We start from the raw sequence: 26,212 nt of genomic DNA on the forward strand, positions 1-26,212 counted from the left end.
GGCAGCGGCCTGCATTCGCCGCAGTCCGGCCTTCCCAGCCTAACTAAGATTCAACTATTTCGCCGGTTGCCATGTTCACGGCCGGCGCCGAGTCCGCACCGGCGTCTGCCAGCGCTGCCTGCAGTGCGGCGGCCATCGACGGTCCGATTCCGGGGACTTCCTGCAGCTGCGCGGCATCGGCCTGCTTCAGCCGGCGCACAGAGCCGAAATGCTTCAGCAGGGCCTTCTGCTTGGCCGGACCCAGGCCGGGCACGGAGTCCAGCACCGACGCCGTCATGGACTTTCCGCGCTTCTGGCGGTGGAAGGTGATGGCAAAGCGGTGTGCTTCGTCGCGGATCCGCTGCAGCAGGAACAGGGCCTGGGAGGATCGGGGCAGGATCACCGGGAAGTCACTCTCCGGGACCCACACTTCTTCAAGCCGCTTGGCCAGGCCCACGACGTACACATCAGTGATGCCCAGGTCCTCCAGCGCGCGGGAAGCAGCCGTGACCTGGGGCTTGCCGCCGTCGACCACCACCAGATTGGGCGGGTAGGCAAACTTGGCCCTGGGGGCAGCCGTGAGCGTATCCGCCACCGGTGTACCAGGCTCCTGTACCTCCGGACCGGATCCGGGTTCGGCGTCGGGCACCTGCGCGGCAGGATCAAAGTTCTCGGCAAGATAGTGCTTGAAGCGCCGGGAGATGACGTCGTACATCGACGCGGTGTCGTCCCGCGCCGCCTCGCCGGTGATGGAAAAGCGCCGGTAGTCGGACTTTTTCATCAGTCCGTCCTCGGCTACCACCATGGAGGCCACCACGTTGGTGCCCTGGACATGGGAGATGTCGTAGCACTCGATGCGAAGCAGCGGAACCGGCAGTTCCAGGGCTTCCTGCAGTTCGGAGAGCGCGGCCGAGCGCGTGGTGAGGTCCCCGGCACGGCGGCTCTTGTGCAGCCGCATGGCGTCTTCGGCGTTGCGGGTGACCGTTTCCATCAGGGATTTCTTGTCCCCGCGCTGGGGAACCGAAATCTTCACCTTGGATCCCCGCAGCCCCCGGAGCCAGACCTGGAGCTCCTCGGCGTTCTCGGGCAGCACCGGCACCAGCACGCGGCGTGGAATGCTGTCCGCCATGGACGCTTCGCCGTAGACCTGCTGGAGCAGATGCTCCACGATCTCACCGGTGTCCATGTCCTCCACCTTCTCCACCACCCAGCCGCGCTGGCCGCGGATCCGGCCGCCGCGGACGTGGAAGACCTGGACAGAGGCCTCAAGCTCGTCCTGGACCATTCCAAAGATGTCAGCATCGGTATCTTCGGCCAGAACCACGGTGTTCCGCTCAAAGACCTTCTTCAGTGCTGCGATGTCATCGCGCAGCCGTGCGGCCGATTCATAGTCAAGGTCCGCGACGGCGGCCTGCATCTGCTTCTCCAGGTCGTGGATGAAGCGTTTGCCTTCACCGGACATAAAGGAGCACAGCTCCGCGGCCAGCGCACGGTGGTCTTCGGCGCTGATACGTCCGACGCAGGGGGCGGAGCACTTATCGATGTAGCCCAGGAGACACGGGCGGCCGGTGCGTTCTGCACGCTTGAAGACGCCGGCACTGCAGGTGCGGACCGGAAAGACGCGCAGCAGCGTATCCAGGGTCTCGCGGATGGCCTTGGCGGGGTAGAACGGACCGAAGTACCGGGTGTCCTTGCGGCGTTCACCGCGCATCACCTGCGCCCGGGGGTACTTCTCCCCCATGGTCACCGCCAGGTAGGGGTAGGACTTGTCATCCCGGAACATGATGTTGAACCGGGGATTGAATTCCTTGATCCAGGTGTACTCGAGCTGCAGCGCTTCGAGCTCGGTGCCCACCACCGTCCATTCCACGCTGGTGGCGGTGAAGACCATGGCGCGGGTCTTGGGCATCAGCTGCCGGGGGCTGGCGAAGTAGGAGTTCAGCCGGGACCGGAGGTTCTTGGCCTTGCCTACATAGATGACCCGCCGGTGTTCATCGCGGAAACGGTACACCCCGGGTTCGGTGGGGATTTCCCCCGTCCGGGGCCGGTAAGTTGCTGGATCTGCCACTTTTCCATCCTACGGCCCCGCCTCCCGCAGCCGGGGCCGGGTTCGCCCCCCCCCCCAAGCCCCGCCCCCCGGGGCCCGGGGGGGCGAGGGGCGGCCCGCCCCGCCCCCCCCCCCCGCCGGCGGGAGCCGGGCGGAGCTAGGCGCCGTCGGGCTTGTTCTGGTTGTAGCTGCCGGCACGTTCCTGGCCCGAGAGCTCGGCGATTGCGTCCATGACCTGGTCAGTGACCCGGCGGCGTTCCGGCAGGGCGTGCGCCGGCCCGGTCTTGGCGAAGTACAGCGGGCGCCCCACGCTCATGGTGAAGGAATGCGGCTTGACCCATTTCTTGCCGGCCGGTTGCAGGCGTTCCGTGCCGATCAGGCCCACCGGAACCACTGGCGCACCGGAGGTCAGCGCGAGCCATCCCACACCCGTGCGGCCGCGGTACAGCAGGCCGTCACGGGACCTGGTGCCTTCGGGATAGATGCCAATGCCGCCGCCGGTTTCCAGGACATCAAGGAGGGACTTGAGGGCGGCCACGCTGGCCGCCTGCTGCCCGCGCTCCACCGGAATGGACCCGACGCTCTCAAAGAAGTTGCGCATGGCAGCGCCCTTCAGGCCCGGAGTGGTGAAGTACTCCGCCTTGGCGAAGAACCCGACCCGGCGCGGCATCAGGGCTTGGATGAGCACACTGTCCAGGAAGGACAGGTGGTTGGCGGCCACGATAAACGGCCCGCTGGTGGGAACGTTTTGAAGGCCGGTGATGGTGGGCCGGCAGAGGGAGATCAGTCCCCGCGTGCTGGAGCGGGTGAGGTTATAGAGGCCCATGGGCACCTGCCGGATGTGCGGCCGCGTGGACAGCGGCCGGAAGCTCCGCAGCTGACTGTACGACGGCGGCGGCACCGGCCGCTTCAAGCTCACCGTCCTGAGCGAAGCCCCAGGCAACGCCAATGCAGGGAATGCCGTTGGCTGCGGCGCCGTGCACGTCGTGGGAACGGTCACCGATCATCACGGCTGCGGAATACCGGCCGTTGTGCTCAGCCAGAGCGGCCCGGACGATTGAGACCTTGCCGTCCGAGGCTGCCTGGCGTTCATCAGCCGGGGATCCGTGGATGGAATCAAACAGGGTGTCCAGGCCCTGGACGGCGAGCAGTTCACGGGCAATCGGTTCAGGCTTCTGGGTAGCAACGGCCACCAGGGCGCCGTCCGCCCGCAGCCTCCGGACAGTGTCGGCAATGCCGGGGTAGGGCCTGCTGGCTGCCATGCCGGTTTCCCGGTAGGTCCGGCGGTAACTGGCAATCACGGTTTCAAGCTGCTCGGCGGGCACACCGGCAATACCGGTCAGTGAGTCCTTCAGCGCCGGTCCGACCATTGCCTGCAGGTCCGTGGCCGGCGGAACCGGAAGTCCGGAGGCGGCCAGGGCGGCTGCGATGCCTCCGGTGATGCTGCCGGCGGGGTCCACGAGGGTGCCGTCCAGATCAAAGAGGACCAGGAGCCTTGAATTCGTCACCGGGCAAGTTTCGCACAGAGAACCCAGCCAGCGTAAAAACGTATTACCGCCGGAGAATATGTCTGCCGGATTTGCCGGACGAACCGTCGCGCCCTAGCCGAGGATCTCGGCCAGGAACCTGCCGGTGTGGCTGTCCGGTGACTTGGCGACCTTCTCCGGGGTTCCCTGGGCAACAACCATGCCGCCGCCGGTACCGCCGTCGGGCCCCAGATCGATGATCCAGTCTGCACTTTTGATGACGTCCAGGTTGTGCTCGATGGTGATCACGGTATTGCCCTTCTCCACGAGCCCCTGCAGCACCAGCAGCAGCTTGCGAACGTCTTCGAAGTGCAGGCCAGTGGTCGGCTCATCGAGGACGTAGACGCTGCGGCCGTTGGACCGCTTCTGCAGCTCGGCCGCGAGCTTTACCCGTTGGGCTTCGCCGCCGGAGAGCGTAGTGGCCGGCTGGCCCAGGCGCACGTAGCCAAGTCCGACGTCCACCAGTGTGTTCAGGTGCCGGGCAATCGGCGCAAAGGCCGCGAAGAACTCGGCGGCCTCAGCGATCGGCATGTCCAGGATCTCGGCAATGTTCTTGCCCTTGTAGTGGACCTCAAGGGTTTCCCGGTTGAACCGCGCACCGTGGCAGACTTCGCAGGGCACGTAGACGTCCGGGAGGAAGTTCATCTCGATCTTCAGGGTGCCGTCACCGTGGCAGGCTTCGCAGCGCCCGCCCTTGACGTTGAAGGAGAAGCGGCCGGGGAGGTAGCCGCGTACCTTCGCCTCCGTGGTCTCGGCGAAGAGCTTGCGGATGTGGTCGAAGACGCCCGTGTAGGTCGCCGCGTTGGAGCGCGGCGTACGGCCGATGGGGCTCTGGTCCACGTGGATGACCTTGTCCAGGTGTTCCAGGCCGTCCACCCGGGTGTGCCGGCCGGCAACGTGCTTCGCACCGTTGAGCTTGCTGGCCAGGACGCGGTACAGGATGTCATTGATCAGCGTGGACTTGCCGGAGCCGGACACGCCCGTGACCGCCGTAAAGACGCCCAGCGGCACGCTTACGTCGATGTTGCGCAGGTTGTTCTCGCGTGCGCCCACAATCTTCAGCTGCCGTGACTTGTCCACCTTGCGCCGCTTGGCGGGGATTTCGATCTTCCGCCGGCCGGAGAGGTAGTCGCCGGTCACCGAACGCGTGTTGGTGAGCAGCTCGGACAAGGGCCCGGAGTGGACGATCTCGCCGCCCTTCTCCCCCGCCCCGGGTCCGACGTCGACAATCCAGTCGGCTTCATGGATGGTGTCCTCGTCGTGCTCCACCACAATCAGCGTGTTGCCGAGGTTGCGCAGCCGGGCCAGGGTTTCGATCAGCCGGCGGTTGTCCCGCTGGTGCAGGCCGATCGAGGGTTCGTCCAGGACGTACAGCACACCCACCAGGCCGGAACCGATCTGGGTGGCCAGGCGGATGCGCTGGGCTTCGCCGCCGGAGAGCGTTGCAGCCGGACGGTCCAGGGAGAGGTATTCCAGGCCGACGTCGAGCAGGAAGGTCAGGCGGGCCTTGATCTCCTTGAGGACCTGCTCGCCGATCTTGGCCTCACGGTCCGTCAGTTCGAGGTTCTCGAAGAAGGCAGCTGCCTCGCGCAGCGGCATGGCGCTGGCTTCGGCGATGTTGCGCTTGTTGATCAGCACCGACAGGGACGCAGGGTTCAGCCGGGCGCCGCCGCACTCGGGGCACGCGATTTCCCGCATGTACTCCTCGTACCGGTCCCGGGAGCTCTCGGACTCGGTCTCCTGGTGCTTGCGCTTGATGTAGCCGATGACGCCTTCGAAGCCGGTGGTGTACTTCCGTTCCCGGCCGAAGCGGTTGCGGTACTGGACCACTACCTTGTGGTCCTTGCCGTGCAGTACGGCCTCGCGGGCCTTGGCCGGCAGCTTCTTCCAGGGAACGTCCATGGAGAAGCCCATGTCCTTGGCAAGGCCAGCCAGCAGGCGGTTCCAGTACTCGGTGGTGGCGGTGCCCATGGACCACGGCGCAATGGCGCCGGCGGCGAGGCTGAGGTTCGGGTTGGGAACCACCAGCTCCTCGTCCACCTCCAGCCGGGAGCCGATTCCGGTGCAGACGGGGCAGGCGCCGAACGGGTTGTTGAAGGAGAAGGACCGCGGCTCGATCTCATCGATTGCCAGCGGGTGCTCGTTCGGGCAGGCCAGGTGTTCGGAGAAGCTCCTGGTCCGCTCAGGGCTGTCCTCGGGCAAGTCAACGAAGTCTGCCAGGACGCGGCCGTCGGCCAGCCCCAGGGCGGTTTCCACCGAGTCTGTGAGCCGCTGGCGGATGCCGTCCTTGGCTACCAGGCGGTCGATGACCACTTCGATGGTGTGCTTGTACTGCTTGCCGAGCTTGGGCGGATCGGAGAGCTGGACGGTCTTGCCGTCCACCTTGGCGCGGGAGTAGCCCTTGGCTGCGAGGTCCTTGAACAGGTCGACGAATTCGCCCTTGCGTCCGCGCACGACCGGCGCCAGGATCTGGTACCGCGTGCCCTCTTCGAGTTCGAGCAGCTGGTCGGTGATCTGCTGCGGGGTCTGCCGGCTGACCGGCTCGCCGCAGACCGGGCAGAAGGGGGTGCCCACGCGCGCCCAGAGCAGGCGCATGTAGTCGTGGATTTCGGTAATGGTGCCGACCGTGGAGCGCGGGTTCCGGCTGGTGGACTTCTGGTCGATGGAGACTGCCGGGGACAGGCCTTCGATGAAGTCGACGTCGGGCTTGTCCACCTGGCCCAGGAACATCCGGGCGTAGGAGGACAGGGATTCAACGTAGCGCCGCTGGCCTTCGGCAAAGATCGTGTCGAATGCCAGGGAGGACTTCCCGGAGCCGGAAAGCCCGGTGAAGACAATCATGGCGTCGCGCGGAAGGTCAAGGTCCACGTTCTGCAGGTTGTGTTCCCTTGCACCCTTGACCACGAGGCGGGAAAGATCGCCGGCGGTATGGGGATTCTGGCCAGAAGTCAGTGAAGTCGCGGTAGACACGCTTTCCACTCTAGATCAAAGCCAATTCGAAGACGTATTCGAGGGCGGGTGTGTTCACCGCTGGCGTAGGGCCGCCTGGACGTAGGCCACTGCATCGCTGTGGTCCACGCCGTTGGCCCGGACCGTTTCGGCGAAAACCCGGGCGGCTTCAGCGACGCGCCGCCGTCCGTTGTCTCCCGCAGCGGCCACGACGGTGCCTGCCCGGGAACGGGTGGTCACAACTTCGGCCTGCTCAAGTTCGCGGTAGGCGCGGGCTACGGTGTTGACCGCCAGACCCAGCCGTGCGGCCAGGGCACGCACCGGAGGCAGCCGGGTTCCCACCGGTAGGGTGCCGTCATTTGCGGCGTCGAGGATCTGCAGCCGGAGCTGCTCAAACGGGGGCACCGAACTAGCCGCATCGATCCGTACCCAGGAGAGCACGCCGTCGTCCATGCCACCGCTTTCTTAGTCCCTGCTGCCCGAACGCGTGTGCGGCCGGTTCGGAATCCATCTTGCCACGGACCGGGCGCGTACGCCGGGACGGCGGCGCTATTCGGCGGCGTCTGCGCCGGCAGCAGGTTCGCTGAACTGGGACTGGTAGAGCTGGGCATAGAATCCGCCCGCGTCCAGGAGCGCCTCATGGGTCCCCTGCTCCACGATCCGGCCGTCCCGCACCGCCAGGATGACGTCGGCATCGCGGATGGTGGAGAGCCGGTGGGCGATGACAAAGCTGGTGCGCGCCTCGCGCAGCGCTCCCATGGCCAGCCGGATGGCAACTTCCGTACGTGTGTCCACCGAACTGGTGGCTTCGTCCAGGACCAGAATGGACGGGTTGGCCAGCCAGGCGCGGGCAATGGTGATGAGCTGGCGCTGCCCCTGGCTCAGTGACCCGCCGTCGGCGCTCAGGACGGTGTCATAGCCCTCCGGAAGGGACCGGACAAAGTGGTCCACGTGTGTGGCCTTCGCTGCCTCGACTATCTGTTCGTCCGTTGCGTCGGGAGCCCCGTAGGCCAGGTTCTCCCGCACGGTGCCTTCGAAGAGCCAGGCGTCCTGGAGGACCATGCCGATGCTGCGGCGGACGTCGTCGCGGGTCATGGTCATGGTGTTGACGCCGTCCAGCAGGATTTCCCCGGAGTCCACATCGTAGAAACGCATCAGCAGGTTCACCAGGGTGGTCTTCCCTGCTCCGGTGGGCCCGACGATGGCCACGGTCTGGCCGGGTTTCGCCTCGAAGGAAAGGTCCTGGATCAGCGGTGAGTGCGGCGAGTAGGAGAAACTGACGTGGCGGAAGGCGACGTCGCCCCGCACCCGGCCCAGCCGCACCGGATCCCTGGGGTCGGGTTCGATTTCCTTCGCGTCGAGCAGGGCGAAGACGCGTTCCGCGGAGGCAAGGCCCGACTGGAGCATGTTGATCAGTCCGCCGAGCTGGCCCAGCGGCTGGCTGAACTGCCGGCTGTACTGCACGAACGCCTGCACTCCACCGATGGACAGGGCGCCGCCGGCGACCTGGATGCCGCCCACGACGGCAACTGCCACATAGTTCAGGTTCGCAATGAAGGTCATGGTGGGCATGATGACGCCGGAAACGAACTGGGCCCGGGAAGACGATTCATAGAGCCGTTCGTTGCCCGGATGGAAGCCTTCCACCACACGTTCCTGCTGGCCGAAGGCCAATACCGCGTCCTGGCCGGTGAACATCTCCTCGATGTAGCCGTTCACCTCTCCGGTGGTCTTCCACTGTGCCTTGAACTGCACCTGCGAGCGCCTGGCGATCAGGACCGTCACCAGCGCCGAGACGGGGACGGTGAGCACGGCGATCAGGGCCAGCAGCGGGGAGATCCAGAGCATCATGCCCAGTACCCCCACAATCGTCAGCACCGACGTGATGACCTGGGTGATGCTCTGCGAAAGGGTCTGGGCGAGATTGTCGATGTCATTGGTGACCCGGCTCAGGACATCTCCGCGGGACTGCTGCTGGAAATGGGACATGGGCAGCCGGAACAGTTTGGCATCCACCTCCCGGCGCAGGCGGTACATGGCGTTCTGCACAATCCGCGCCGTTACCCGCGCCTGTGCCCAGCCGAAGAAGAAGGAGGCCAGGTAGATGGCCAGCACTGCCGTCAGCAGCATGCCCAGCGAGGAGAAGTTGATCCCCTCACCAGGCACCGCGTCCATGGCGGCGAGCATGTCTGCCAGCTGGGTCTCCCCCGCAGCCCGCAAAGCCTCCACCTGGTCCGCCTTGGAGACCCCCGGAGCCAGGGAAGCGCCGATCACGCCGTCGAAGATCACGTTGGTGGCATCGCCCAGGACTTTCGGAGCGGTGACTGCGAGCGCCACGGAGACAACACCAAAGAGCAGTACCGCTGCAACGCGCCAGGTGTCCGGTGACAGCAGCCTCAGCAGGCGTGCCGTGGCGGCCTTGAAGCTGGCGGGCTTTGCTGCCGGAGCCCCGCGCCCGTGCATGCTCACCGTGCCTCCTCCGGGGTGTACTGCGAGGAGACGATCTCGCGGTAGGCGGTGTTGGATTCAAGCAGCTCGGCATGTGTGCCTATTCCGGCGATCCGCCCTTCCTCCAGGACGATGATCCGTCCCGCGTCGGTAATGGTGTTGACCCGCTGGGCCACCACTATCACCGTGGCGTGCGCAGTGCGCTGTTTCAGGGCTGCCCGGAGGCGGGCGTCCGTGGTGAAGTCCAGTGCGGAGAAACTGTCATCGAAGAGGTAGATGTCCGGCTGGACCACCAGTGCCCTGGCAATGGCCAGCCGCTGGCGCTGTCCGCCGGAGAAGTTGCCGCCGCCCTGCTCCACTTCATGGTCCAGCCCGCCCTCTGCGGCCCGGACAAAGTCGGCAGCCTGGGCAATCTCCAGCGCTTCCCACAGTTCCTCATCCGTGGCGGCGGGCTTGCCGAAACGCAGGTTGGAGGCAATGGTGCCGGAGAAGAGATGGGCACGCTGCGGCACCAGCCCGATGCCGGAGCGCAGGGAGTGCAGGGTGACCCCGGCCGTGTCCTGCCCGTCAATGCTGATGCTTCCCCCGGTTGGATCCAGCAGCCGCGGCACCAGGTTCAGCAGCGTGGACTTCCCTGCCCCCGTGGAGCCGATGATGGCGGTGGTCTGTCCGGGCTCGGCTTCGAAGCTGATGTCCCGGAGAACCGGATCCTCGGCACCGGGATAAGTGAACCCCACCCCCGTAAAGACGAGCCGGCCGCCGTCGTACACCAGCTCGCTGGCATCCGGGGCGTCCCGGACGCTGGTACGGGTATCCAGCACCTCGTAGATCCGTTCCGCGCAGACGGCGGCCCGCGGCAGCATCATGATCATGAACATGGACATCATCACGGCCATGAGGATCTGCATGATGTAGGCGATGAACGCCGTGAGGGCGCCGATCTGCATCTGCCCCGCGTCGATGCGGAAGGCTCCCAGCCAGACCACGGCGACCGTTGCCAGGTTCGCCACGAGCATGGTGGCCGGGAACAGCAGCGCCAGATACTGGCTGACCCTCAGCTGCGTGCCGGTGAGGTCCTGGTTGGCGCCGTCGAACCGCTGCTTCTCGGTGCGTTCGCGCACGAAGGCGCGGATGACGGCGATTCCCATGATCTGTTCGCGCAGGACGCCGTTGACCCGGTCAATCTGTTTCTGTGCCCTGCGGAAGAGCGGAACCAGCCGGCGCAGCACCAGCCCGATGATGATGACCAGGACCGGGAGGATCAGCAGCAGGATCCCGGAGAGCGGGATGTCCTGGTTCAGGGCCAGCAGCACCCCGCCCACACCCATGATGGGAGCGGACACCATCATGGTCATGGTCAGCAGCAGGGACATCTGCACCTGCTGTACGTCATTGGTGGTCCGGGTGATGAGCGACGGCGCACCAAAGAGGCCTATCTCCCGCCCGGAGAAGGTCTCCACGTTGGTGAACAGGGAACGGCGCACGTTCCGTCCAACGCGCATGGCGGTGCGGGCAGCGTAATAGGTGGCGGCAACGGAACACACCACCTGTGCCGCCGTGACAGCCAGCATCCAGGCGCCGATGTTCATAATGGTGGCCGTGTCCCCCTTCACTACGCCCTGGTCAATGATGTCGGCATTGAGGGTGGGTAGGAACAAGGTGGCGGCGGTCTGCAGGAACTGCAGGATTACGACGGCGGCGACCGCACCTTTGTACGGGGCCAGGTTTTCGCGAACGAGCCGAAGAAGCACGTATCCTCCCGGAACTGCCGGGGCGTTCCGGCACCATCTGAACGTACGCCGGGCACGGCCCGGCGGCAAGGGATCACCGGACACGCAGCGCTGATGCCCTGCGGTGGGAAGCTGCCGCCGTTTAGACTGGCGCCATGCTGGATACCAGGAACGTTTCGATACGCAGTGCCTCCGTCGGCTCCATGGACAACAATGTCTACGTCCTGACGGCCAAGAACTCCGGGGCGCAGGTCCTCATTGATGCCGCAGATGATTTCCCGCGCATTCAGGAACTGCTCGACGCCGCTGCGGCGGACCTCTACGGCGGCTCGGGCGAGGCGTCGGTGCAGATGATCATCACGACGCACAGCCACTGGGACCATGTGCGGGCGCTCGCTGAAGCCAAGGCAGCCACCGGCGCACGCACTGCTGCGGGAGCTCCGGACACCGCGGACATCGAGGTGCCCACGGACGTCCCGCTCTCCCATGGGGATGTGCTCGACTTTGACGGGTTTGACCTGGAAGTCATTGCCCTGCGCGGCCACACCCCCGGCTCCGTTGCCCTGGTTTACCGGGATCCCGAGGGTCCGGCCCACCTGTTTACCGGCGATTCCCTCTTCCCCGGCGGGGTGGGCAACACCCAGAAGGATCCCGACCGCTTCAACGCCCTCTACAACGATGTAGTCGAACGTATATTCGAACAGTTCCCGGATGACACCCTGGTCCACCCCGGGCACGGCGCCGGAACCACACTCGGCGCGGAGCGGCCGCACCTGGCCGAATGGAAGGAACGCGGCTGGTAGCACCGGTCCCCTACGGCTTGTGCGCCACCATAAAGATCCGGCGGAACGGCATCACGGTTCCCCACGGCTTTGGTGGATACGCCTCCCGCAGCAGTGCACCGTACGCGGATTCGAATGCCGGGTATTCTTCCGGATCCAGGGCTGCCATGACGGGACGCAGGGCGGTGCCGCGCACCCAGTCAAGCACGGGGTCCGGGCCGGTGAGGACCTGCGAGTAGCTGGTTTCCCAGACATCGGCGTCGAATCCGGCGTTCAGCAGCAGCTCCAGATATTCCTCGGGCTCTGCCACGGAATCGGTACCCCGTAGAACGCCTGCGAGCGCCCGGGCATACCGCGGGCTGCCGGCCAGTTCCCGCATGAGGGCGTGGGACGGGGCTCCAAAGTTCCCCGGTACCTGTACAGCGATCCAGGAGCCGGAGACGAGTGCCCTGGCCCACCGGGCGAGCAGTTCCTCGTGGCCCGGCACCCACTGCAGGGCGGCGTTGGAGAGCAGGACACCGGCTCCTGGCGCAGGCTCCCAGTCCTGTATGTGCCCTTGGGTGAAGCTGAGGTTGTTCCCGGAGCGGGACTTCGCTTCACGGATCATGTCTTCTGAGGAGTCGATGCCGGTTACCGGGCTCCCCGGCCAGCGTTCGGCCAGTACCGCAGTGAGCGCCCCAGTCCCGCAGCCCAGGTCGGCGACCCAGGCCGGGTCCCTGACCGGTTCTCCGGCTCCGATCCGGGCGGCGAGGTCGAAGAACGGCCTGTCGCGGTGGTCCGCGAACTGGATGTAGCGCTCGGGATCCCATTTCATGCCCGCGAGCCTAGCAGCGCCGTCATACGCTCCCCTGGAGGCAATATCGGTGATTTTTGCTGCCGGGCTAGGCTGGTAGGTGAGATGAAACTACTTGATCAGCTGCCTGCTGCCGCCGCCGGAACCACAACCATCGACCCCGACGAGGTCTACACCTCCTTCCTTGAGTGGGTGGAAGGCCGCGGGATGTCCCTCTACCCTGCCCAGGACGAGGCAGTAATGGAGCTGGTCACCGGAAACAACGTAATCCTGGCCACACCCACCGGTTCGGGCAAGTCGATGGTGGCAATCGCCGCGCACTACTACGCCATGGCCCTGGATGAGCGCAGCTACTACACCGCACCCATCAAGGCCCTGGTCTCAGAGAAGTTCTTTGCCCTCTGCGACATTTTCGGGGCCGAGAACGTGGGCATGGTGACCGGTGACTCCTCAGTGAACAAGGACGCCCCGATTATCTGCTGCACCGCGGAGATCCTGGCCAACATCGCCCTGCGCGAAGGCGCGGACGCTGACCTGGGCACGGTCATCATGGACGAGTTCCACTTCTACTCCGATCCGCAGCGCGGCTGGGCCTGGCAGGTGCCGCTGCTGGAACTGCCGCAGGCACAGTTCCTGCTGATGTCCGCCACCCTGGGCGACATGACCCGCATCGCCAACGAACTCAGCGAGCTCACCAACCGGGACACCGTCACGGTCTCCTCCGTGCAGCGGCCCATCCCCCTGCACTACTACTACGTGGAAACGCCCATCCAGGAATCCCTGGAAGAGCTGCTGGCCACCAAACAGGTCCCCGTCTACGTGGTGCACTTCTCCCAGATCGAAGCGATCGACCGGGCCCAGGCGCTGATGAGCATCAACGTCTGCACCCGTGAGGAAAAGGACCGCATCGCCGAGCTGATCGCCGGGTTCCGGTTCGCGCCCGGGTTCGGCAAAACACTCAACCGGCTGGTGCGCCACGGCATCGGCGTGCACCACGCCGGCATGCTGCCCAAGTACCGCCGCCTCGTGGAACAGCTGGCGCAGGCCGGGCTGCTGAAGGTCATCTGCGGCACCGACACGCTGGGTGTGGGTATCAACGTCCCCATCCGTACGGTGCTGATTACCGCCCTGTCAAAGTACGACGGCACCCGCACCCGGCCGCTGAAGGTCCGCGAATTCCACCAGATCGCGGGACGTGCCGGCCGGGCAGGCTACGACACGGCCGGGACCGTCGTCGTGCAGGCACCGGAACACGTGATCGAAAACGCCAAGGCCATGGCCAAGGCGCAGGCAAAGTTCGGTGACGACCAGAAGAAGCTGCGCCAGGTGGTGAAGAAAAAGCCGCAGGCCGGTTTTGTGTCCTGGGGCAAACCCACCTTTGAAAAACTCGTAGACGGCACCCCGGAAGCCCTGACCTCCAGCTTCAACATCACCCACTCCATGCTGCTGAACCTGCTGGAACGCCCGGGCGATCCGTTCGCCGCAGCGAAGAAGCTGCTGACCAGCAACCACGAGACACGCTCCTCACAGCTGGCCCTGATGAAGAAGGCGCTGAGCATCTACCGCGAGCTGAAAACCGCGGGCATCGTGGAGGTGCTGCCCGAACCGGACGCCGACGGCCGCACCGTCCGGCTGAAGGTGCACCTGCAGCCCAACTTCGCCCTGAACCAGCCGCTGTCCCCGTTCGCGATGGCGTCCCTGGAAATCCTGGACCCGGAAAGCCCGTCCTATGCCCTGGACGTCGTCTCGGTGATCGAGGCGATCATGGAAAAGCCGCGCCAGGTGCTCTCCGCCCAGGAGAAAAAGGCCCGCGGCGAAGCCGTGGCGGCCATGAAGTCCGAAGGCATCGAATACGAGCAGCGGATGGCGCTGCTCGAAGAGGTCACCTATCCGCAGCCGCTGGCCGAGCTGCTGGAACAGTCCTTCGAGGTCTACCGTTCCGGTGCCCCGTGGCTGGGCGAATTCGAACTCAGCCCCAAGTCGATTGTCCGGGACATGTACGAACGTGCCATGAGCTTCGGCGAGTATGTGGCCTTCTACTCGCTGGCGCGCTCCGAGGGTGTGCTGCTGCGCTACCTCTCCGACACCTACAAGGCCCTGCTGCACACGGTCCCCCCGGAACGGCTGCGCGAAGACCTCTCCGACATCATCGAATGGCTGGGCGAGCTGGTGCGCCAGACCGACTCCTCCCTGCTGGACGAATGGGAGGAACTGGCCGCAGGAATCGATTCGTCTGCGGGCAGCGAACCGGTCCTGCCGCCGGCACCGGAAAAGCTCACCGGCAATACCCGGGCCTTCCGCGTGATGGTCCGCAACGAGATGTTCCAGCGGGTGAAGCTTTTTGCTGACGAGGACGACGCCGCACTGGGCGCCCTGGACGGCGGTGCGGGCTGGGACGCCGACCGGTGGGCAGATGTACTGGACGCATACTTCGAAGAACACGACGACATTGACGACGGCCCCGACGCCCGCGGCCCATCGCTGCTGATCATCAAGGAACTGCCCGGCAAATGGGAGGTGCGGCAGATCTTCAAGGACCCGGCCGGGCACCTGGACTGGGGCATCAACGCCGAAGTGGACCTCGCCGCCTCCGATGAAGCCGGCACACCCGTCATCCGCGTGATTCACGCCGGACGGCTGGACTAGGCTGGAAGCCATGCAAATTCGAGCTGCACGCAGAGACGATGTTCCGGTAATCCTTGAGCTTATTCATGAGCTGGCGGTCTACGAGAAGGAACCGGACGCCGTCCGGAACACCCCGCAGGCGCTGGAGCAGCACCTCTTCGCCGAGCACCCCGCCGTCTTCGCACACGTGCTGGAGGAGGAAGGCACCATTCAGGGCTTTGCCCTCTGGTTCCTGAACTACTCCACCTGGGAAGGTGTGCACGGCATCTGGCTGGAAGACCTCTACGTCCGCCCCGGGGCGCGCGGACGCGGCTACGGCAAGGCGCTGCTGCGCGCCCTGGCGCAGACCGCCGTCGAGCGCGGCTACGCCCGCGTTGAATGGACCGTCCTGAACTGGAACGAACCCTCCATCCTGTTCTACAAGTCCCTCGGCGCGCAGCCGATGGATGAGTGGACCACCTACCGCCTGACCGGTGAAGCACTGGAGGACTTCGGCACCCCCGGAGCAGCATGAGCGTCCCGCACACTGCCTCGGAGCCGCTGAACATCCGCGGCATGCGCGTGGTGGAGCACCGGTTCACCGTCCCCCTGGACCACTCCGTGCCCGGCGGCGAGCAGATCACCGTCTTTGCCCGCGAGTACTCAGACCCCGAAGTGGCAGCCGCCGGCGACCTGCCCTGGCTGCTGTACCTGCAGGGCGGACCCGGCGGAAAAGGCAACCGGCTGCTGCAGTTCGGCGGCTGGACGAAGGCAGCCTCCCGGCATTTCCGCATCCTGATGCTGGACCAGCGCGGCACCGGACTCTCCACCCCGGCCAACCGCCAGACACTGGCCGCGCGCGGGGACGCCGCGGCGCAGGCGGAGTACCTCACCCACTTCCGCGCGGACTCCATCATTGCCGACGCGGAGCTTATCCGCGCTGCCCTCGGTTCCGGGCCGTGGAGCATCTACGGCCAGTCCTACGGCGGATTCTGCGCCCTGACTTATCTGTCTTTCGCACCTGACGGCCTGAAGGAAGTCCTCATCACCGGCGGGCTGGCACCCCTGTGGGGTCCCGCCGACCGGGTGTATCAGGCCACCTTCGCCCGGGTCGCGGCCCGGAACGCCGAGTACTTCGCCAAGTATCCCGGGGACCGCGAACTCACTGCGCGGATAGCCCGCCACCTCGAGTCCGTGCCCGAATACCTGCCCGACGGCACACGGCTCACGCCCCGGCGGTTCCAGATGGCAGGCTCCTACCTCGGCGGAAACACCAGGATGGACGGCCTGCACCACCTGCTGGAGGAAGCTTTTCTCCAGACCGCCGAGGGCCCGCGGCTCTCCGACACTTTCCTGGCGGCGCTGTGGCAGCTCGCGGAGCGCTCGACCAACCCGCTGTATGCCCTGATGCATGAATCGATCTACGGCCAGGGGCAGGCCACGAACTGGGCAGCGTGGCGCGTCCTTGAGACCAGGCCTGATTTCAAGCCCGACGCGGCGGAACCGCTGTACACCGGCGAAATGGTCTACCCCTGGTACTTCGAAGAGGATCCGGCCCTGCGTCCCCTGCAGCAGACGGCGGATCTCCTGGCCGCGAAGTCCGACTGGCCGGACCTGTATGACCGGGCGCAGCTCGCAGCCAATACGGTTCCCGCCGCGGCCGCCGTGTACACGGACGACATCTACGTGGACCGGGACCTTTCCCTCGAGACCGCTGCGGCGGTCCGGGGGCTGCAGGTGTGGGAAACGGACGAGTTCCACCACGACGGAATAGCGGACGACGGCGAAGGCATCTTCAACCGGCTGCTGGGCATGGTGCGCGGGGAGAAGTGACCCCGGGCTGCCCTGATCCATCCGGACGGGATTTGCAGGCGGGCCATAGCCGGTGCCCGATTGGGGGAATATCCTGACGGGAAGCAGCTAACAGCGGCGGAAGGCCAACTCATGGCACCCAGTACGCGTTACGGCCCTGATCCCGGAGCCGGCGTCCGCACGCCAAAAGCACCACCCTGGCGCCGGGTCACTTCCATCGTCCTTGGCATCCTCGCCGCGCTGCTGCTCGTAGCTTCCGTGGCCGCCGGGTACGCAGGCAGCCTTGTGGCGAACACTGACCGTTACGTTGCGGTCATTGGTCCGGTCATCCAGGACCCGGCGGTCCAAGCTGACCTTTCCGAACAAATCGGCGACCAGGTGACAAGCCGGCTCGACGTGAACACAGCCGTCAGTGATGCCCTGTCCAACCTGGACGACTCCCGGGCCTCACAGGCGCTCTCCGCTGCGCTGGCACCGGTAATCGCCGAACGCACGAACTCCCTGATCGATAACACCGTTTCCCGGGCGGTCTCCAGTCAGGCCTTTGCCACGCTGTGGGTGGACGCGAACCGCGAGGCACACGAGCTGCTGGTCCGTGCCGTCGAGGATGATCCGGGAGGGATGGCCTCGATCGCCTCCAACGGAGATGTCACTGTCTCCACCACCGCGATGATCGCGGAGGTCAAGTCACGGCTTCTGGCGCAGGGAGTGTCTGCGGCTTCGGTGATTCCAGACGACGCCGGCGGAGACTACACGGTTTTCAATGCTCCCGGCCTGGCTGCGGCACTGTCCGCACTCGACACACTGGGAAGGACGGCTGCGGTCCTGCCCTGGCTCGCAGCAGCTGCAGCCGCGGCTGCGGTCCTGATTGCCCCCAGGGGCCGGCGGCTTCGGTCCGGCCTGGTCATCAGCATTTCCAGCGCCGCAGCGTCTCTGGCGGCAGTACTTGTGCTGCGGTTCGTCCAGCAGGCCGGGGTCGACTCGGTCGGCTCAAGCGCCGCCGTCTCTCCGGATGCTGCGCTTGCCCTCAGCAATGCCTTCCTGGACCCTCTCGCCGGTGCGCTTCGAACGGTGTTCGTCCTTGCCCTCCTGGCCGTTTTGGTGCTCTATGCTGCGGGCAACCCGTCGCACTGGCAGCCCTGGGCCATGCGGCACCAGCGGGTTTACCAGGCAGTCGCTGCCGGGATCACCGTGCTGGTGCTCTTCCTTCCGGGTCTGAGCGCGGGCATAACTGCCGGCATCGTCCTTGTGCTGGTGGGATTCATCGTGGTCCTGGAGGTGCTGGGCAGAAGAACGCGGACACCGCTTGGCGCGGTGCCCGCGTAAAGCCGGAACGGGTTTCAAGTTCCGTCAGGCCAGGGCTTTCTCCTTGAGGCGCCCGAACTCGTCGTTAGTGATCAGCCCTTCGTCAAGAAGCGACTTAGCCGAGCTGATTTGTTCTGCGGCGTTCGGGGTTCCCGCCGTGCGGCGAATGTAGGCGGAGGCCTGTTCCTCGGATTCACTGGCTCGGCGGGCGCTGCGGGCAGCCATGCCGCTGCCTCTGGCAATGACGTACACCAGTGCGGTGAGGTAAGGGACAAAGAGCAGGAAGAAGATCCAGACTGCCTTCGCCCAGCCGTTCAGGGTGTCATCGCGGAACAGGTCCACGAAGATCTGGAACAACAGCATGAGGTATGCGAAAACGAAGAAAACCGCAACGATCGACCATAGTACTTCGAAGAAGTTCATGGCTGCTCCTTTGGAGCGTCAACGGAAACGAGATAACCCCAAAGGGCCGTGGATTTCCCCTCCGGAGAGGGACGGTGGATCTACTGGCAGGCTAGCACCAGGCACGGAATCCTGACCCGGCGCGCACAAACTGCCACCCGGACACGAGGGAGGCGGCTCCCCTGCCGGAATGGCTGGAAAGCCGCCTCTGGTGCGCGCACCGTATGGGTTGCTGCGGGGAACCTACTGCTCGGTACCCGGCTTGCGCGGGTCAGACGCAAGGAACCTGGCGCGTGCCTCATCCGTGATCTCGGGCAGTTCGACATCGTCCCGGGTTTCGGCGGCCTTCTCGGCTGCCCGATAGGTCTTGGTGACGTCGTCGTAGGCCTGCGCGCGTTCGGCGTGCGGGGCATCCTCACCCAGGTTTCGGTACACCTTCAGGGCGGTCTCAAGCGACGCGACGGCCTGGACTGCTTTTGCCTTGGGGCTCAGCAGGCTGGCCACGGTCGCAACCACGATGGTGCCCAGGATGACGGCCAGGGAGACGAAGGTGGGGATCTCCGGTGCCCAGGCAACGGACTCTCCGCCGTTGATAAACGGCAGTTCATTCACGTGCAGCGCGTGCAGGATCAGCTTCACACCAATGAAGGCGAGAATGACGGAGAGTCCGTGCTTGAGGTAGATGAGCCGGTCCATCAGTCCGCCGAGCAGGAAGTACAGCTGGCGCAGGCCCATCAGGGCAAAGATGTTGGCCGTGAAGACGATGAACGCGCTCTGCGTCAGGCCGAAGATCGCCGGGATGGAGTCGACAGCGAACATCAGATCGGTGACGCCGATCGTGATGAACACGATGATCATCGGGGTGAAAACCTTCTTGCCGTCCACCACGGTGCGGATCTTGCCGCCGTCGAAGTTCTCGGTCATGGGCAGGAAACCGGTGAGCTTGCGGACCAGTTTGTTGTCGCTGCCGCCCTCCTCGTCTTCACCGTTGTCGGTGGCCTGCTTCCAGGCGGTCCAGAGCAGGAAGGCGCCGAAGAGGAAGAAGACCCAGGAGAAGTTCTCGATCACGGCAGCGCCGACGATGATAAAGATGCCGCGGAGGATCAGGGCAATAATGATGCCGAACATGAGCACTTCCTGCTGGTACTTACGGGGTACCGAGAAGCGGGCCATGATGATGATGAACACGAACAGGTTGTCGATGCTGAGGCTGTATTCGGTCACCCAGCCGGCAACGAACTGGCTGCCGTATTCCGGTCCCGTGAAGATAAACATCATCACGGCGAACAGAAGCGCCAGGCCAACGTAGAAACCAACCCACAGGCCGGCTTCCTTCATGGACGGTTCGTGCGGCCGCTTGACGACCAAGAGCAGGTCGAAGAGCAGTACCAGCCCCAGGACAATGAACGTACCGACCTCAAAAGCGAGGGGTAATGCGGGCATGGGGAACAGACCTTTCAGAGCACGGAAAAAGGCGGGGAGTTCCCGTAACCGCTACGGAACTGCCCCACCGCCGCCAAGCAGTCTACCCCACGGCGTGCCTAAGCGTGCCCGGCGTTCTGCATTTGCCGCAGTTCCTTTTTCAGATCCCCAACCTCGTCGCGCAGCCTGGCCGCGAGTTCGAACTGCAGCTCTGCTGCCGCAGCGTGCATCTGTTCGGTCATCGACTCGATCAGCCCGGTAAGGTCCTCCGCGGGCGCAGCAGCCAGTCCATCCTTCCGGATGGTCTTCGCGCCCTTGCCTTTGCCCTTGGTCTTCTTCTTCGCGGCTTCCTCAAGCAGTGCCTTCGTGTCTGCGTCTTCGCGGGCCAGGGAATCGGTAATGTCCGCGATCCGCTTGCGCAGCGGCTGCGGGTCAACGCCGCGTTCCTTGTTGTAGGCCACCTGGATCGCACGCCGGCGGTTGGTCTCGTCAATGGCATGGGCCATGGAGTCAGTGATCCGGTCCGCGTACATGTGCACCTGGCCGGAGACGTTACGCGCGGCGCGGCCGATGGTCTGGATCAGAGACGTGGAGCTGCGCAGGAAACCTTCCTTGTCGGCGTCGAGGATTGACACCAGTGAGACCTCCGGAAGGTCCAGGCCTTCACGGAGCAGGTTGATGCCAACCAGCACATCGAAGGTGCCCATTCGAAGCTCGCGGAGCAGTTCAACGCGGCGCAGGGTATCGACGTCGGAGTGCAGATACTCGACCTTTACGCCGTTCTCCAGCAGATACCCGGTCAGGTCTTCGGCCATGCGCTTGGTAAGCGTGGTGACCAGTACGCGCTCGTCCTTCTCGGTGCGGGTGCGGATCTCTGCCAGCAGGTCGTCGATCTGGCCCTTGCTGGGCTTGACCACCACTTCGGGATCCACCAGGCCGGTGGGACGGATGATCTGCTCTACCACGCCGTCGGCCTTGCCGAGCTCGTACTTGCCCGGGGTCGCGGAGAGGTAGACCGTCTGGCCGATCCGCTCGAGGAATTCATCCCACTTCAGCGGGCGGTTGTCCATGGCCGAGGGAAGCCGGAACCCGTGTTCGACCAGGGTCCGCTTGCGGGACATGTCACCTTCATACATGGCGCCGATCTGCGGAATGGTGACGTGTGATTCGTCCACCACCAGCAGGAAATCATCCGGGAAGTAATCAAGCAGGCAGTGCGGTGCGGTGCCTGGCCCGCGGCCGTCGATCCAGCGTGAGTAGTTCTCGATGCCGTTGCAGAAGCCCATCTGCTGCATCATTTCCAGGTCATAGGTGGTGCGCATGCGCAGCCGCTGCGCTTCGAGCAGCTTGTTCTGCCCTTCGAGCTCAGCCAGCCGCTCGCGCAGCTCATCCTCAATGCCCTTGATGGCGCGGTTCATGCGCTCCGGACCGGCCACGTAGTGCGACGCCGGGAAGACGTACATCTCCTGCTCGTCACGGATCAGGTCGCCGGTGAGCGGGTGCAGGGTCTGGATGCTCTCGATCTCGTCGCCGAAGAACTCGATCCTGATGGCCTGTTCCTCGTACATCGGAATGATCTCCACGGTGTCACCCCGGACCCGGAAGGTGCCGCGGTGGAAGTCCATGTCATTGCGGACGTACTGCATCGAGACGAATTTGCGCAGCAGGTCGTCGCGGTTCATTTCCATCCCGCGGCGCAGCGTCACCATGCCCTGGATGTACTCTTCAGGGGTGCCCAGGCCGTAGATGCAGGACACCGTGGCGACGACGATGACGTCCCGCCGGGTGAGCAGGGCGTTCGTAGCGGAGTGCCGCAGCCGCTCCACTTCCTCGTTGATGGAGGAGTCCTTCTCGATGAAGGTGTCCGTCTGCGGAACGTAGGCTTCGGGCTGGTAGTAGTCGTAGTACGAGACAAAATACTCGACGGCGTTGTTCGGCAGCAGCTCACGGAACTCGTTCGCCAGCTGGGCAGCCAGGGTTTTGTTCTGCACCATCACCAGCGTGGGCCGCTGCACCTGCTCCACCAGCCAGGCGGTGGTGGCGCTCTTACCGGTACCGGTGGCACCCATCAGGACAACGTCCTTCTCGCCGGCGTTGATGCGCTCGGCGAGTTCCTTGATGGCCGTCGGCTGGTCACCGGCGGGCGAGTATTCGCTGACTACTTCAAAAGGGGCAACAACACGTTTGATGTCCTGCGCAAGACTCATGGTTCAACGCTACTCCGGCTCGCGGTCAGGTGCTGTCCGTATTGCTGACGGCATAACGGCTGCGCCTATCCTCCTGCCGCACGCAGCCGTTCCTGGTTCAGCGGCACCAGACGGGAATTCCAAAGCTCCCGCACTGCTTCGACAAGTTCATCCGGGGTACCCGTGTTCTCGAGCACTGTGTCGGCCACTGCGGCACGTTCGGCGGCCGTTGCCTGGGCGTCTATCCGGGCCTGGGCGGCTGCCGGATCCATCCCCCGGTCCCGCACCATGCGCGCCAGGCGCTCCTCGACGGGAGCCTCCACCACCAGCACAAAATCGAAGTTCCCGGCCTGCCCGGTTTCCACCAGCAGCGGGATGTCCTGGACCAGGATGCCGTCTTCGGGAACCTCGGCGGCAAGCTCTGCTGCCCGGGCCCGGACCAGCGGATGGATGATCGAATTCAGCGAGTTGCGCTTCTCCTCACTCCCGAACACGATTGCAGCCAGGGCCGGGCGGTCCAGGGTCCCGTCCGCAGCAAGCACCTGGGGTCCGAACGCGTCGACGACGGCGGCCAGCCCGCCGGTGCCGGGTTCCACCACCTCACGGGCCAGGGCATCGGCGTCAATCAGCGAGGCGCCGCATTCCACCAGGGTGCGGGCCACAAGAGACTTTCCGGCTGCAATTCCGCCGGTGAGACCTACCTTCAGCATGGCCACCACCCTACCTTCCCGGAATCCCGTGCACGTGTTTTACGCCCACAGGTGCGCAGCGGCGTCGGGTACGGGATTCCGCGGCAACTAGACTGGCAGGGTGAGTGAAATCCAGGCAGCGTCGGGACGCTACACGACCATCGCCGGGGACCACCGCACTGAACTCGAAATCAAGCGCTCGCGGTTCATCACCGTGCTGCGGCGATCCGAAACCGAGGATGAGGCCCGCGGGCTTATCGCCGAACTGCGCCGCGAATTCCACGACGCCCGGCACCACTGCAGTGCCTTCGTCCTGGGCCCGGAACGGGAAGTCCAGCGTTCAAGTGACGATGGAGAGCCCTCCGGCACTGCCGGGATTCCCATGCTCGAAGCTCTCACCAAGCGGGAAACGTTCGACGGCGCCGCGGACCTCAGCGACATCACCGCAGTCACGGTCCGCTACTTTGGCGGAATCCTGCTCGGCGCCGGCGGCCTGGTGCGCGCCTATTCGGAATCCGTCTCCTCGGCACTGAGCACCGCTCCGCTGCTGCGCCGGCGCCGAATGCAGCTGTACGCCGTTCCGGCCAGCCATGCCGGTGCCGGACGGCTCGAGAACGACCTGCGCAGCGCCGGTTACACCGTGCGCGGCACCGAGTACGGCGCAGGCGGAGCCGTGATTACCGTAGCCCTGCCGGATGTTCCCGGCAGCACAGCGAACTTCCAGGAGCACCTGGCCTCCCTTACTGCCGGAGACACTTCGGCCGAACTCCTTGCCACTGAATGGATTGACCTGTGAGCACTGACGCCCCTGCCTTTGATTTTTCCCTGCTCGGGCGCGCCCCTGATGTCGAAGCGGAGAACCTGCAGGCGTTCGATGCCGCAGACAGACTCCTGCTGGATACGGCCTCCGGCGATCTCGCGGAAGCTGCCGGCGAGGACGCCGGAGCAGTCGCGGTCATTGGAGACTCCTACGGTGCCCTCACGCTGGGGGCCGCTGCACTTCATTCGGTGCACGGAATCCGGGTGCAGCAGGATCCGTTGTCCGGCCAACTGGCACTGGACCGCAACGCGGAACGGCTGGATCTGGCCGGCGCCTACACCCACTGCGGCCTCTCCCCGGAACTGGTGAGCGGTGCACGGCTTGTCCTGCTGCGGCTGCCGCGTTCGCTGGATGCACTGGAAGAAATTGCCCGGCTGGTCGCCGTCCACGCTTCCCCGGACGTCCGGATTTACGCCGGCGGCCGCATCAAGCACATGACCACAGCCATGAACGAGGTGCTGGGCCGGTACTTCGGATCAGTCACGGCAGGGCTGGCCCGGCAAAAATCCCGAGTCCTGACCGTCGGCAGTCCGCTGCCGGAGGACAGCCTTCCGCTGCAGCGCTTTCCGCTGGAGGCAGCGTACGACGTCGGCCTGCCAGTGCCGCTGCAGCTGAGGGCCCGCGGCGCAGCCTTCGGCGGAGCGTCGCTAGATCCCGGCACCCGGTTCCTGCTGCCCTTCCTGGCCCAGGCGCGTGCCTCCGACGAAGCGGTGGACCTCGGCTGCGGCAACGGGGCGATCGCTGCATACCTGGCACTGTCCCGGCCTGTCCTCAGGGTCCTCGCGTCCGACCAGTCCGAGGCGGCCGTTGCTTCAACCGGCCTGACACTGGCCGCCAATGGTGTGGCAGACCGCGCCGTGGTGCGGCGCGCCGATGCCCTGAGCTGGCTTCCGGATGCCTCCCAGGACTTGGTGGTGCTGAATCCCCCCTTCCATATTGGTGCCAGCATCCACACCGGTATTGCGTTCAAGCTCTTTGCCGATGCGGCCCGTGTGCTGCGTCCGGGAGGGGAGCTCTGGACGGTATGGAATTCGCATCTGGCCTACAAACCAGCCCTAAACCGCCTGGTGGGCCCCACCAGGCAGGTCGGCCGTAACCCCCGATTCACCGTCACGGTAACCACGCGACGCTAAGGTTTCCACTCCCTCCACCAAGCGCTCGGAGAAACGCAGAGAGCGCTCTCTTGACAGTGTGCCCCGTCACATCTAGGCTCTCAGCAAGATCAGAGAGCGCTCTCTGGAGCGGTTCGGGAGTTTCGAACCGCAACGGGCTCTCTGGATACAGGATCCACAGTTAGCGTCCCGTCCCAGGACAAGCCCAGTTTCCATTCGGCACGGTCCTCCCCCGGGATATCAACCGGCAAGACACACACAAAGGAGTGACCGTGAAAAAGTTCCGAAATTCAGCAGCTGTCGTGGCGGGTGCTGCGGCAGTCGCACTGCTCGCCGCCGGCTGCGGCGGAGGCAGCAGCAACAGCGGCGAGCCCGCCTCGGAGGAAAACCCGATTGAACTCTCCGTCACCACGTTCGGAACCTTCGGCTACGACGATCTGTACGCGGAATACGAAGAGGCCAACCCCGGCATCACCATCAAGCCCAACAACATTGACACCGGCGGAAACGCACGGACTGACCTCTTCACGAAGCTTGCCGCAGGTTCAGGCGTCAGCGACGTGGTGGCCATTGAAGAGGGCTGGCTAGGCGCCATCATGGAGGTTTCGGACAAGTTCGTGGACCTGAACGAATACGGTGCAGAGGACCTTAAGGACAACTGGGTCGATTGGAAGTACAAGCAGGGCACCGACCCCGACGGCCGCGTCATCGGCTACGGCACAGACATCGGACCGCAGGGCATCTGCTACAACGGAGACCTCTTCGAAGCTGCCGGCCTGCCGAGCGACCGCGAAGCCGTCGCTGAACTCCTGGGCGGGGAAGACGCCACGTGGGAGAAGTACTTCGAAGTCGGAAACCAGTACAAGGACGCCAGCGGGAAAGCCTGGTTCGACCAGGCCGGCTTCGTATGGAACTCCATGGTGAACCAGATGGAGGAGGGTTACTACACGAAGGACGGCGAGCTGAACATCGAGGGCAACGATGCGATGATCGCAAACTTCAAGATGCTCTCCGGTTCCATTGACGACGGACTGTCCGCGAACCAGGAAGAGTGGAAGTGGAACAACGGCCAGTCCTTCCTGGACGGCACTTTCGCCACCATGGTCTGCCCCGGCTGGATGCTCGGAAACATCCAGGGCGGTATTGAAACCGCAGGCGGCTCCACTGACAGCGGCTGGGACTTCGCAGACGTGTTCCCCGGCGGTGCCTCAAACTGGGGCGGCGCCTTCCTCTCGGTACCGGAAACCTCGGACCACAAGGAGGAAGCTGCCAAGCTCGCTGCCTGGCTAACGGACCCGGAACAGCAGATCAAGCAGTCCGCAGCGGCCGGCAACTTCCCCAGCACCCTCCAGGCGCAGGAACAGCTTGCCTCCGATGCAACTCCGAATGAGTGGTTCAACGATGCTCCCACCGGAGCGATCCTGGCCTCGCGCGCCGAAGGCGTAGAGGCGCAGTTCAAGGGTCCGGATGATTCAGTTATCCAGGAAAAGGTCTTTGGCCCGGCCATCGATGACCTGGAGACAGGTACCGCGAATGCGGACCAGGCATGGGAGAAAGCACTGAAGCTCCTCAACGACCTGGTCATCAACAACTAGCAGCACCGCAC

General features: G+C 65.0%; 19 protein-coding genes and 1 pseudogene. 8 read left to right on the plus strand and 12 right to left on the minus strand.

Going from position 1 to position 26,212, the window contains the following annotated elements; translation table 11 throughout:
* Window positions 1-43 precede the first annotated feature (43 nt).
* The 7 genes from uvrC to TVC13_RS01465 form a co-directional block, all read right to left on the minus strand.
* Window positions 44-2,047, minus strand: coding sequence for an excinuclease ABC subunit UvrC (gene uvrC, locus TVC13_RS01435; RefSeq protein ID WP_422399459.1), 2,004 nt, complete (start codon window positions 2,045-2,047; stop codon window positions 44-46).
* Window positions 2,048-2,183: 136 nt separating this feature from the next.
* Window positions 2,184-2,852, minus strand: a complete 669-nt coding sequence (locus TVC13_RS01440; RefSeq protein WP_422399460.1) for a lysophospholipid acyltransferase family protein — start codon at window positions 2,850-2,852, stop codon at window positions 2,184-2,186.
* A complete protein-coding gene (locus TVC13_RS01445) occupies window positions 2,839-3,534 on the minus strand; it encodes an HAD hydrolase-like protein (RefSeq protein WP_422399461.1) in 696 nt (231 codons plus the stop codon). The genes TVC13_RS01440 and TVC13_RS01445 overlap by 14 nt, the downstream gene beginning before the upstream one ends.
* Window positions 3,535-3,627: 93 nt before the next feature.
* Complete coding sequence (gene uvrA / locus TVC13_RS01450; protein ID WP_422399462.1) at window positions 3,628-6,522, minus strand: excinuclease ABC subunit UvrA; 2,895 nt, start codon at window positions 6,520-6,522, stop codon at window positions 3,628-3,630.
* A 54-nt stretch (window positions 6,523-6,576) separates the two neighbouring features.
* A complete protein-coding gene (locus tag TVC13_RS01455) occupies window positions 6,577-6,954 on the minus strand; it encodes a GntR family transcriptional regulator (protein ID WP_422399463.1) in 378 nt (125 codons plus the stop codon).
* A 96-nt stretch (window positions 6,955-7,050) separates the two neighbouring features.
* Entirely contained in the window at window positions 7,051-8,964 is a 1,914-nt protein-coding gene (locus tag TVC13_RS01460) for an ABC transporter ATP-binding protein (RefSeq protein WP_422399502.1), read from the minus strand.
* 2 nt (window positions 8,965-8,966) lie between these two features.
* A complete protein-coding gene (locus tag TVC13_RS01465) occupies window positions 8,967-10,700 on the minus strand; it encodes an ABC transporter ATP-binding protein (protein WP_422399464.1) in 1,734 nt (577 codons plus the stop codon).
* 134 nt (window positions 10,701-10,834) lie between these two features.
* On the opposite strand from TVC13_RS01465, the gene TVC13_RS01470 reads away from it, so the two are divergent.
* A complete protein-coding gene (locus TVC13_RS01470; protein ID WP_422399465.1) occupies window positions 10,835-11,482 on the plus strand; it encodes an MBL fold metallo-hydrolase in 648 nt (215 codons plus the stop codon).
* 10 nt (window positions 11,483-11,492) lie between these two features.
* Here the strand turns inward: TVC13_RS01470 and TVC13_RS01475 are convergent, their stop codons facing one another.
* Window positions 11,493-12,275, minus strand: a complete 783-nt coding sequence (locus TVC13_RS01475; protein WP_422399466.1) for a trans-aconitate 2-methyltransferase — start codon at window positions 12,273-12,275, stop codon at window positions 11,493-11,495.
* A gap of 84 nt (window positions 12,276-12,359) precedes the next feature.
* Here TVC13_RS01475 and TVC13_RS01480 point away from each other — a divergent pair, with 84 nt between their 5' ends.
* From TVC13_RS01480 to TVC13_RS01495, 4 genes are all read left to right on the plus strand, one after another.
* Window positions 12,360-14,900 (plus strand): DEAD/DEAH box helicase, encoded by a 2,541-nt coding sequence (locus TVC13_RS01480; protein ID WP_422399467.1) that lies wholly within the window; start codon window positions 12,360-12,362, stop codon window positions 14,898-14,900.
* Window positions 14,901-14,910: 10 nt separating this feature from the next.
* Entirely contained in the window at window positions 14,911-15,393 is a 483-nt protein-coding gene (locus TVC13_RS01485; protein ID WP_422399468.1) for a GNAT family N-acetyltransferase, read from the plus strand.
* Window positions 15,390-16,691 (plus strand): alpha/beta fold hydrolase, encoded by a 1,302-nt coding sequence (locus TVC13_RS01490; RefSeq protein ID WP_422399469.1) that lies wholly within the window; start codon window positions 15,390-15,392, stop codon window positions 16,689-16,691. The genes TVC13_RS01485 and TVC13_RS01490 overlap by 4 nt, the downstream gene beginning before the upstream one ends.
* A 111-nt stretch (window positions 16,692-16,802) precedes the next feature.
* Entirely contained in the window at window positions 16,803-17,996 is a 1,194-nt protein-coding gene (locus tag TVC13_RS01495; protein WP_422399470.1) for a hypothetical protein, read from the plus strand.
* 24 nt (window positions 17,997-18,020) lie between these two features.
* On the opposite strand, the gene TVC13_RS01500 is transcribed toward TVC13_RS01495, so the two are convergent.
* The 4 genes and pseudogenes from TVC13_RS01500 to coaE all read right to left on the minus strand — a co-directional run bounded on the left by TVC13_RS01500 (window position 18,021) and on the right by coaE (window position 22,695).
* A complete protein-coding gene (locus TVC13_RS01500; protein WP_422399471.1) occupies window positions 18,021-18,398 on the minus strand; it encodes a hypothetical protein in 378 nt (125 codons plus the stop codon).
* 426 nt (window positions 18,399-18,824) lie between these two features.
* Window positions 18,825-19,820, minus strand: a pseudogene (locus TVC13_RS01505) (TerC family protein); the annotation flags it as partial.
* A gap of 98 nt (window positions 19,821-19,918) precedes the next feature.
* Complete coding sequence (gene uvrB, locus TVC13_RS01510) at window positions 19,919-22,006, minus strand: excinuclease ABC subunit UvrB (protein ID WP_422399472.1); 2,088 nt, start codon at window positions 22,004-22,006, stop codon at window positions 19,919-19,921.
* A gap of 65 nt (window positions 22,007-22,071) precedes the next feature.
* Complete coding sequence (coaE, locus tag TVC13_RS01515; RefSeq protein WP_422399473.1) at window positions 22,072-22,695, minus strand: dephospho-CoA kinase; 624 nt, start codon at window positions 22,693-22,695, stop codon at window positions 22,072-22,074.
* Window positions 22,696-22,795: 100 nt separating this feature from the next.
* Between coaE and TVC13_RS01520 the strand changes: the two genes are divergently transcribed.
* The 3 genes from TVC13_RS01520 to TVC13_RS01530 all read left to right on the plus strand — a co-directional run bounded on the left by TVC13_RS01520 (window position 22,796) and on the right by TVC13_RS01530 (window position 26,201).
* Window positions 22,796-23,470, plus strand: a complete 675-nt coding sequence (locus TVC13_RS01520; protein WP_422399474.1) for an IMPACT family protein — start codon at window positions 22,796-22,798, stop codon at window positions 23,468-23,470.
* Window positions 23,467-24,627: a class I SAM-dependent methyltransferase gene (locus TVC13_RS01525; RefSeq protein WP_422399475.1), complete on the plus strand. Its 1,161-nt coding sequence runs from the start codon at window positions 23,467-23,469 to the stop codon at window positions 24,625-24,627. The genes TVC13_RS01520 and TVC13_RS01525 overlap by 4 nt, the downstream gene beginning before the upstream one ends.
* Before the next feature lie 245 nt (window positions 24,628-24,872).
* Window positions 24,873-26,201: an ABC transporter substrate-binding protein gene (locus TVC13_RS01530; protein ID WP_422399476.1), complete on the plus strand. Its 1,329-nt coding sequence runs from the start codon at window positions 24,873-24,875 to the stop codon at window positions 26,199-26,201.
* Window positions 26,202-26,212: the final 11 nt, after the last annotated feature.

The organism is Arthrobacter sp. 3Tela_A (genome assembly GCF_049311025.1).
In the GTDB taxonomy this organism is placed as follows: Bacteria; Actinomycetota; Actinomycetes; order Actinomycetales; family Micrococcaceae; genus Arthrobacter_B.

Coding starts and splice junctions, on each gene's coding strand:
- TVC13_RS01440 (WP_422399460.1), bottom strand. CDS start 2,852: ATGGGCCTCTATAACCTCACCCGCTCCAGCACGCGGGGACTGATCTCC.
- TVC13_RS01455 (WP_422399463.1), bottom strand. CDS start 6,954: ATGGACGACGGCGTGCTCTCCTGGGTACGGATCGATGCGGCTAGTTCG.
- TVC13_RS01460 (WP_422399502.1), bottom strand. CDS start 8,964: ATGCACGGGCGCGGGGCTCCGGCAGCAAAGCCCGCCAGCTTCAAGGCC.
- TVC13_RS01470 (WP_422399465.1), top strand. CDS start 10,835: ATGCTGGATACCAGGAACGTTTCGATACGCAGTGCCTCCGTCGGCTCC.
- TVC13_RS01475 (WP_422399466.1), bottom strand. CDS start 12,275: ATGAAATGGGATCCCGAGCGCTACATCCAGTTCGCGGACCACCGCGAC.
- TVC13_RS01480 (WP_422399467.1), top strand. CDS start 12,360: ATGAAACTACTTGATCAGCTGCCTGCTGCCGCCGCCGGAACCACAACC.
- TVC13_RS01485 (WP_422399468.1), top strand. CDS start 14,911: ATGCAAATTCGAGCTGCACGCAGAGACGATGTTCCGGTAATCCTTGAG.
- TVC13_RS01490 (WP_422399469.1), top strand. CDS start 15,390: ATGAGCGTCCCGCACACTGCCTCGGAGCCGCTGAACATCCGCGGCATG.
- TVC13_RS01495 (WP_422399470.1), top strand. CDS start 16,803: ATGGCACCCAGTACGCGTTACGGCCCTGATCCCGGAGCCGGCGTCCGC.
- TVC13_RS01500 (WP_422399471.1), bottom strand. CDS start 18,398: ATGAACTTCTTCGAAGTACTATGGTCGATCGTTGCGGTTTTCTTCGTT.
- uvrB (WP_422399472.1), bottom strand. CDS start 22,006: ATGAGTCTTGCGCAGGACATCAAACGTGTTGTTGCCCCTTTTGAAGTA.
- coaE (WP_422399473.1), bottom strand. CDS start 22,695: ATGCTGAAGGTAGGTCTCACCGGCGGAATTGCAGCCGGAAAGTCTCTT.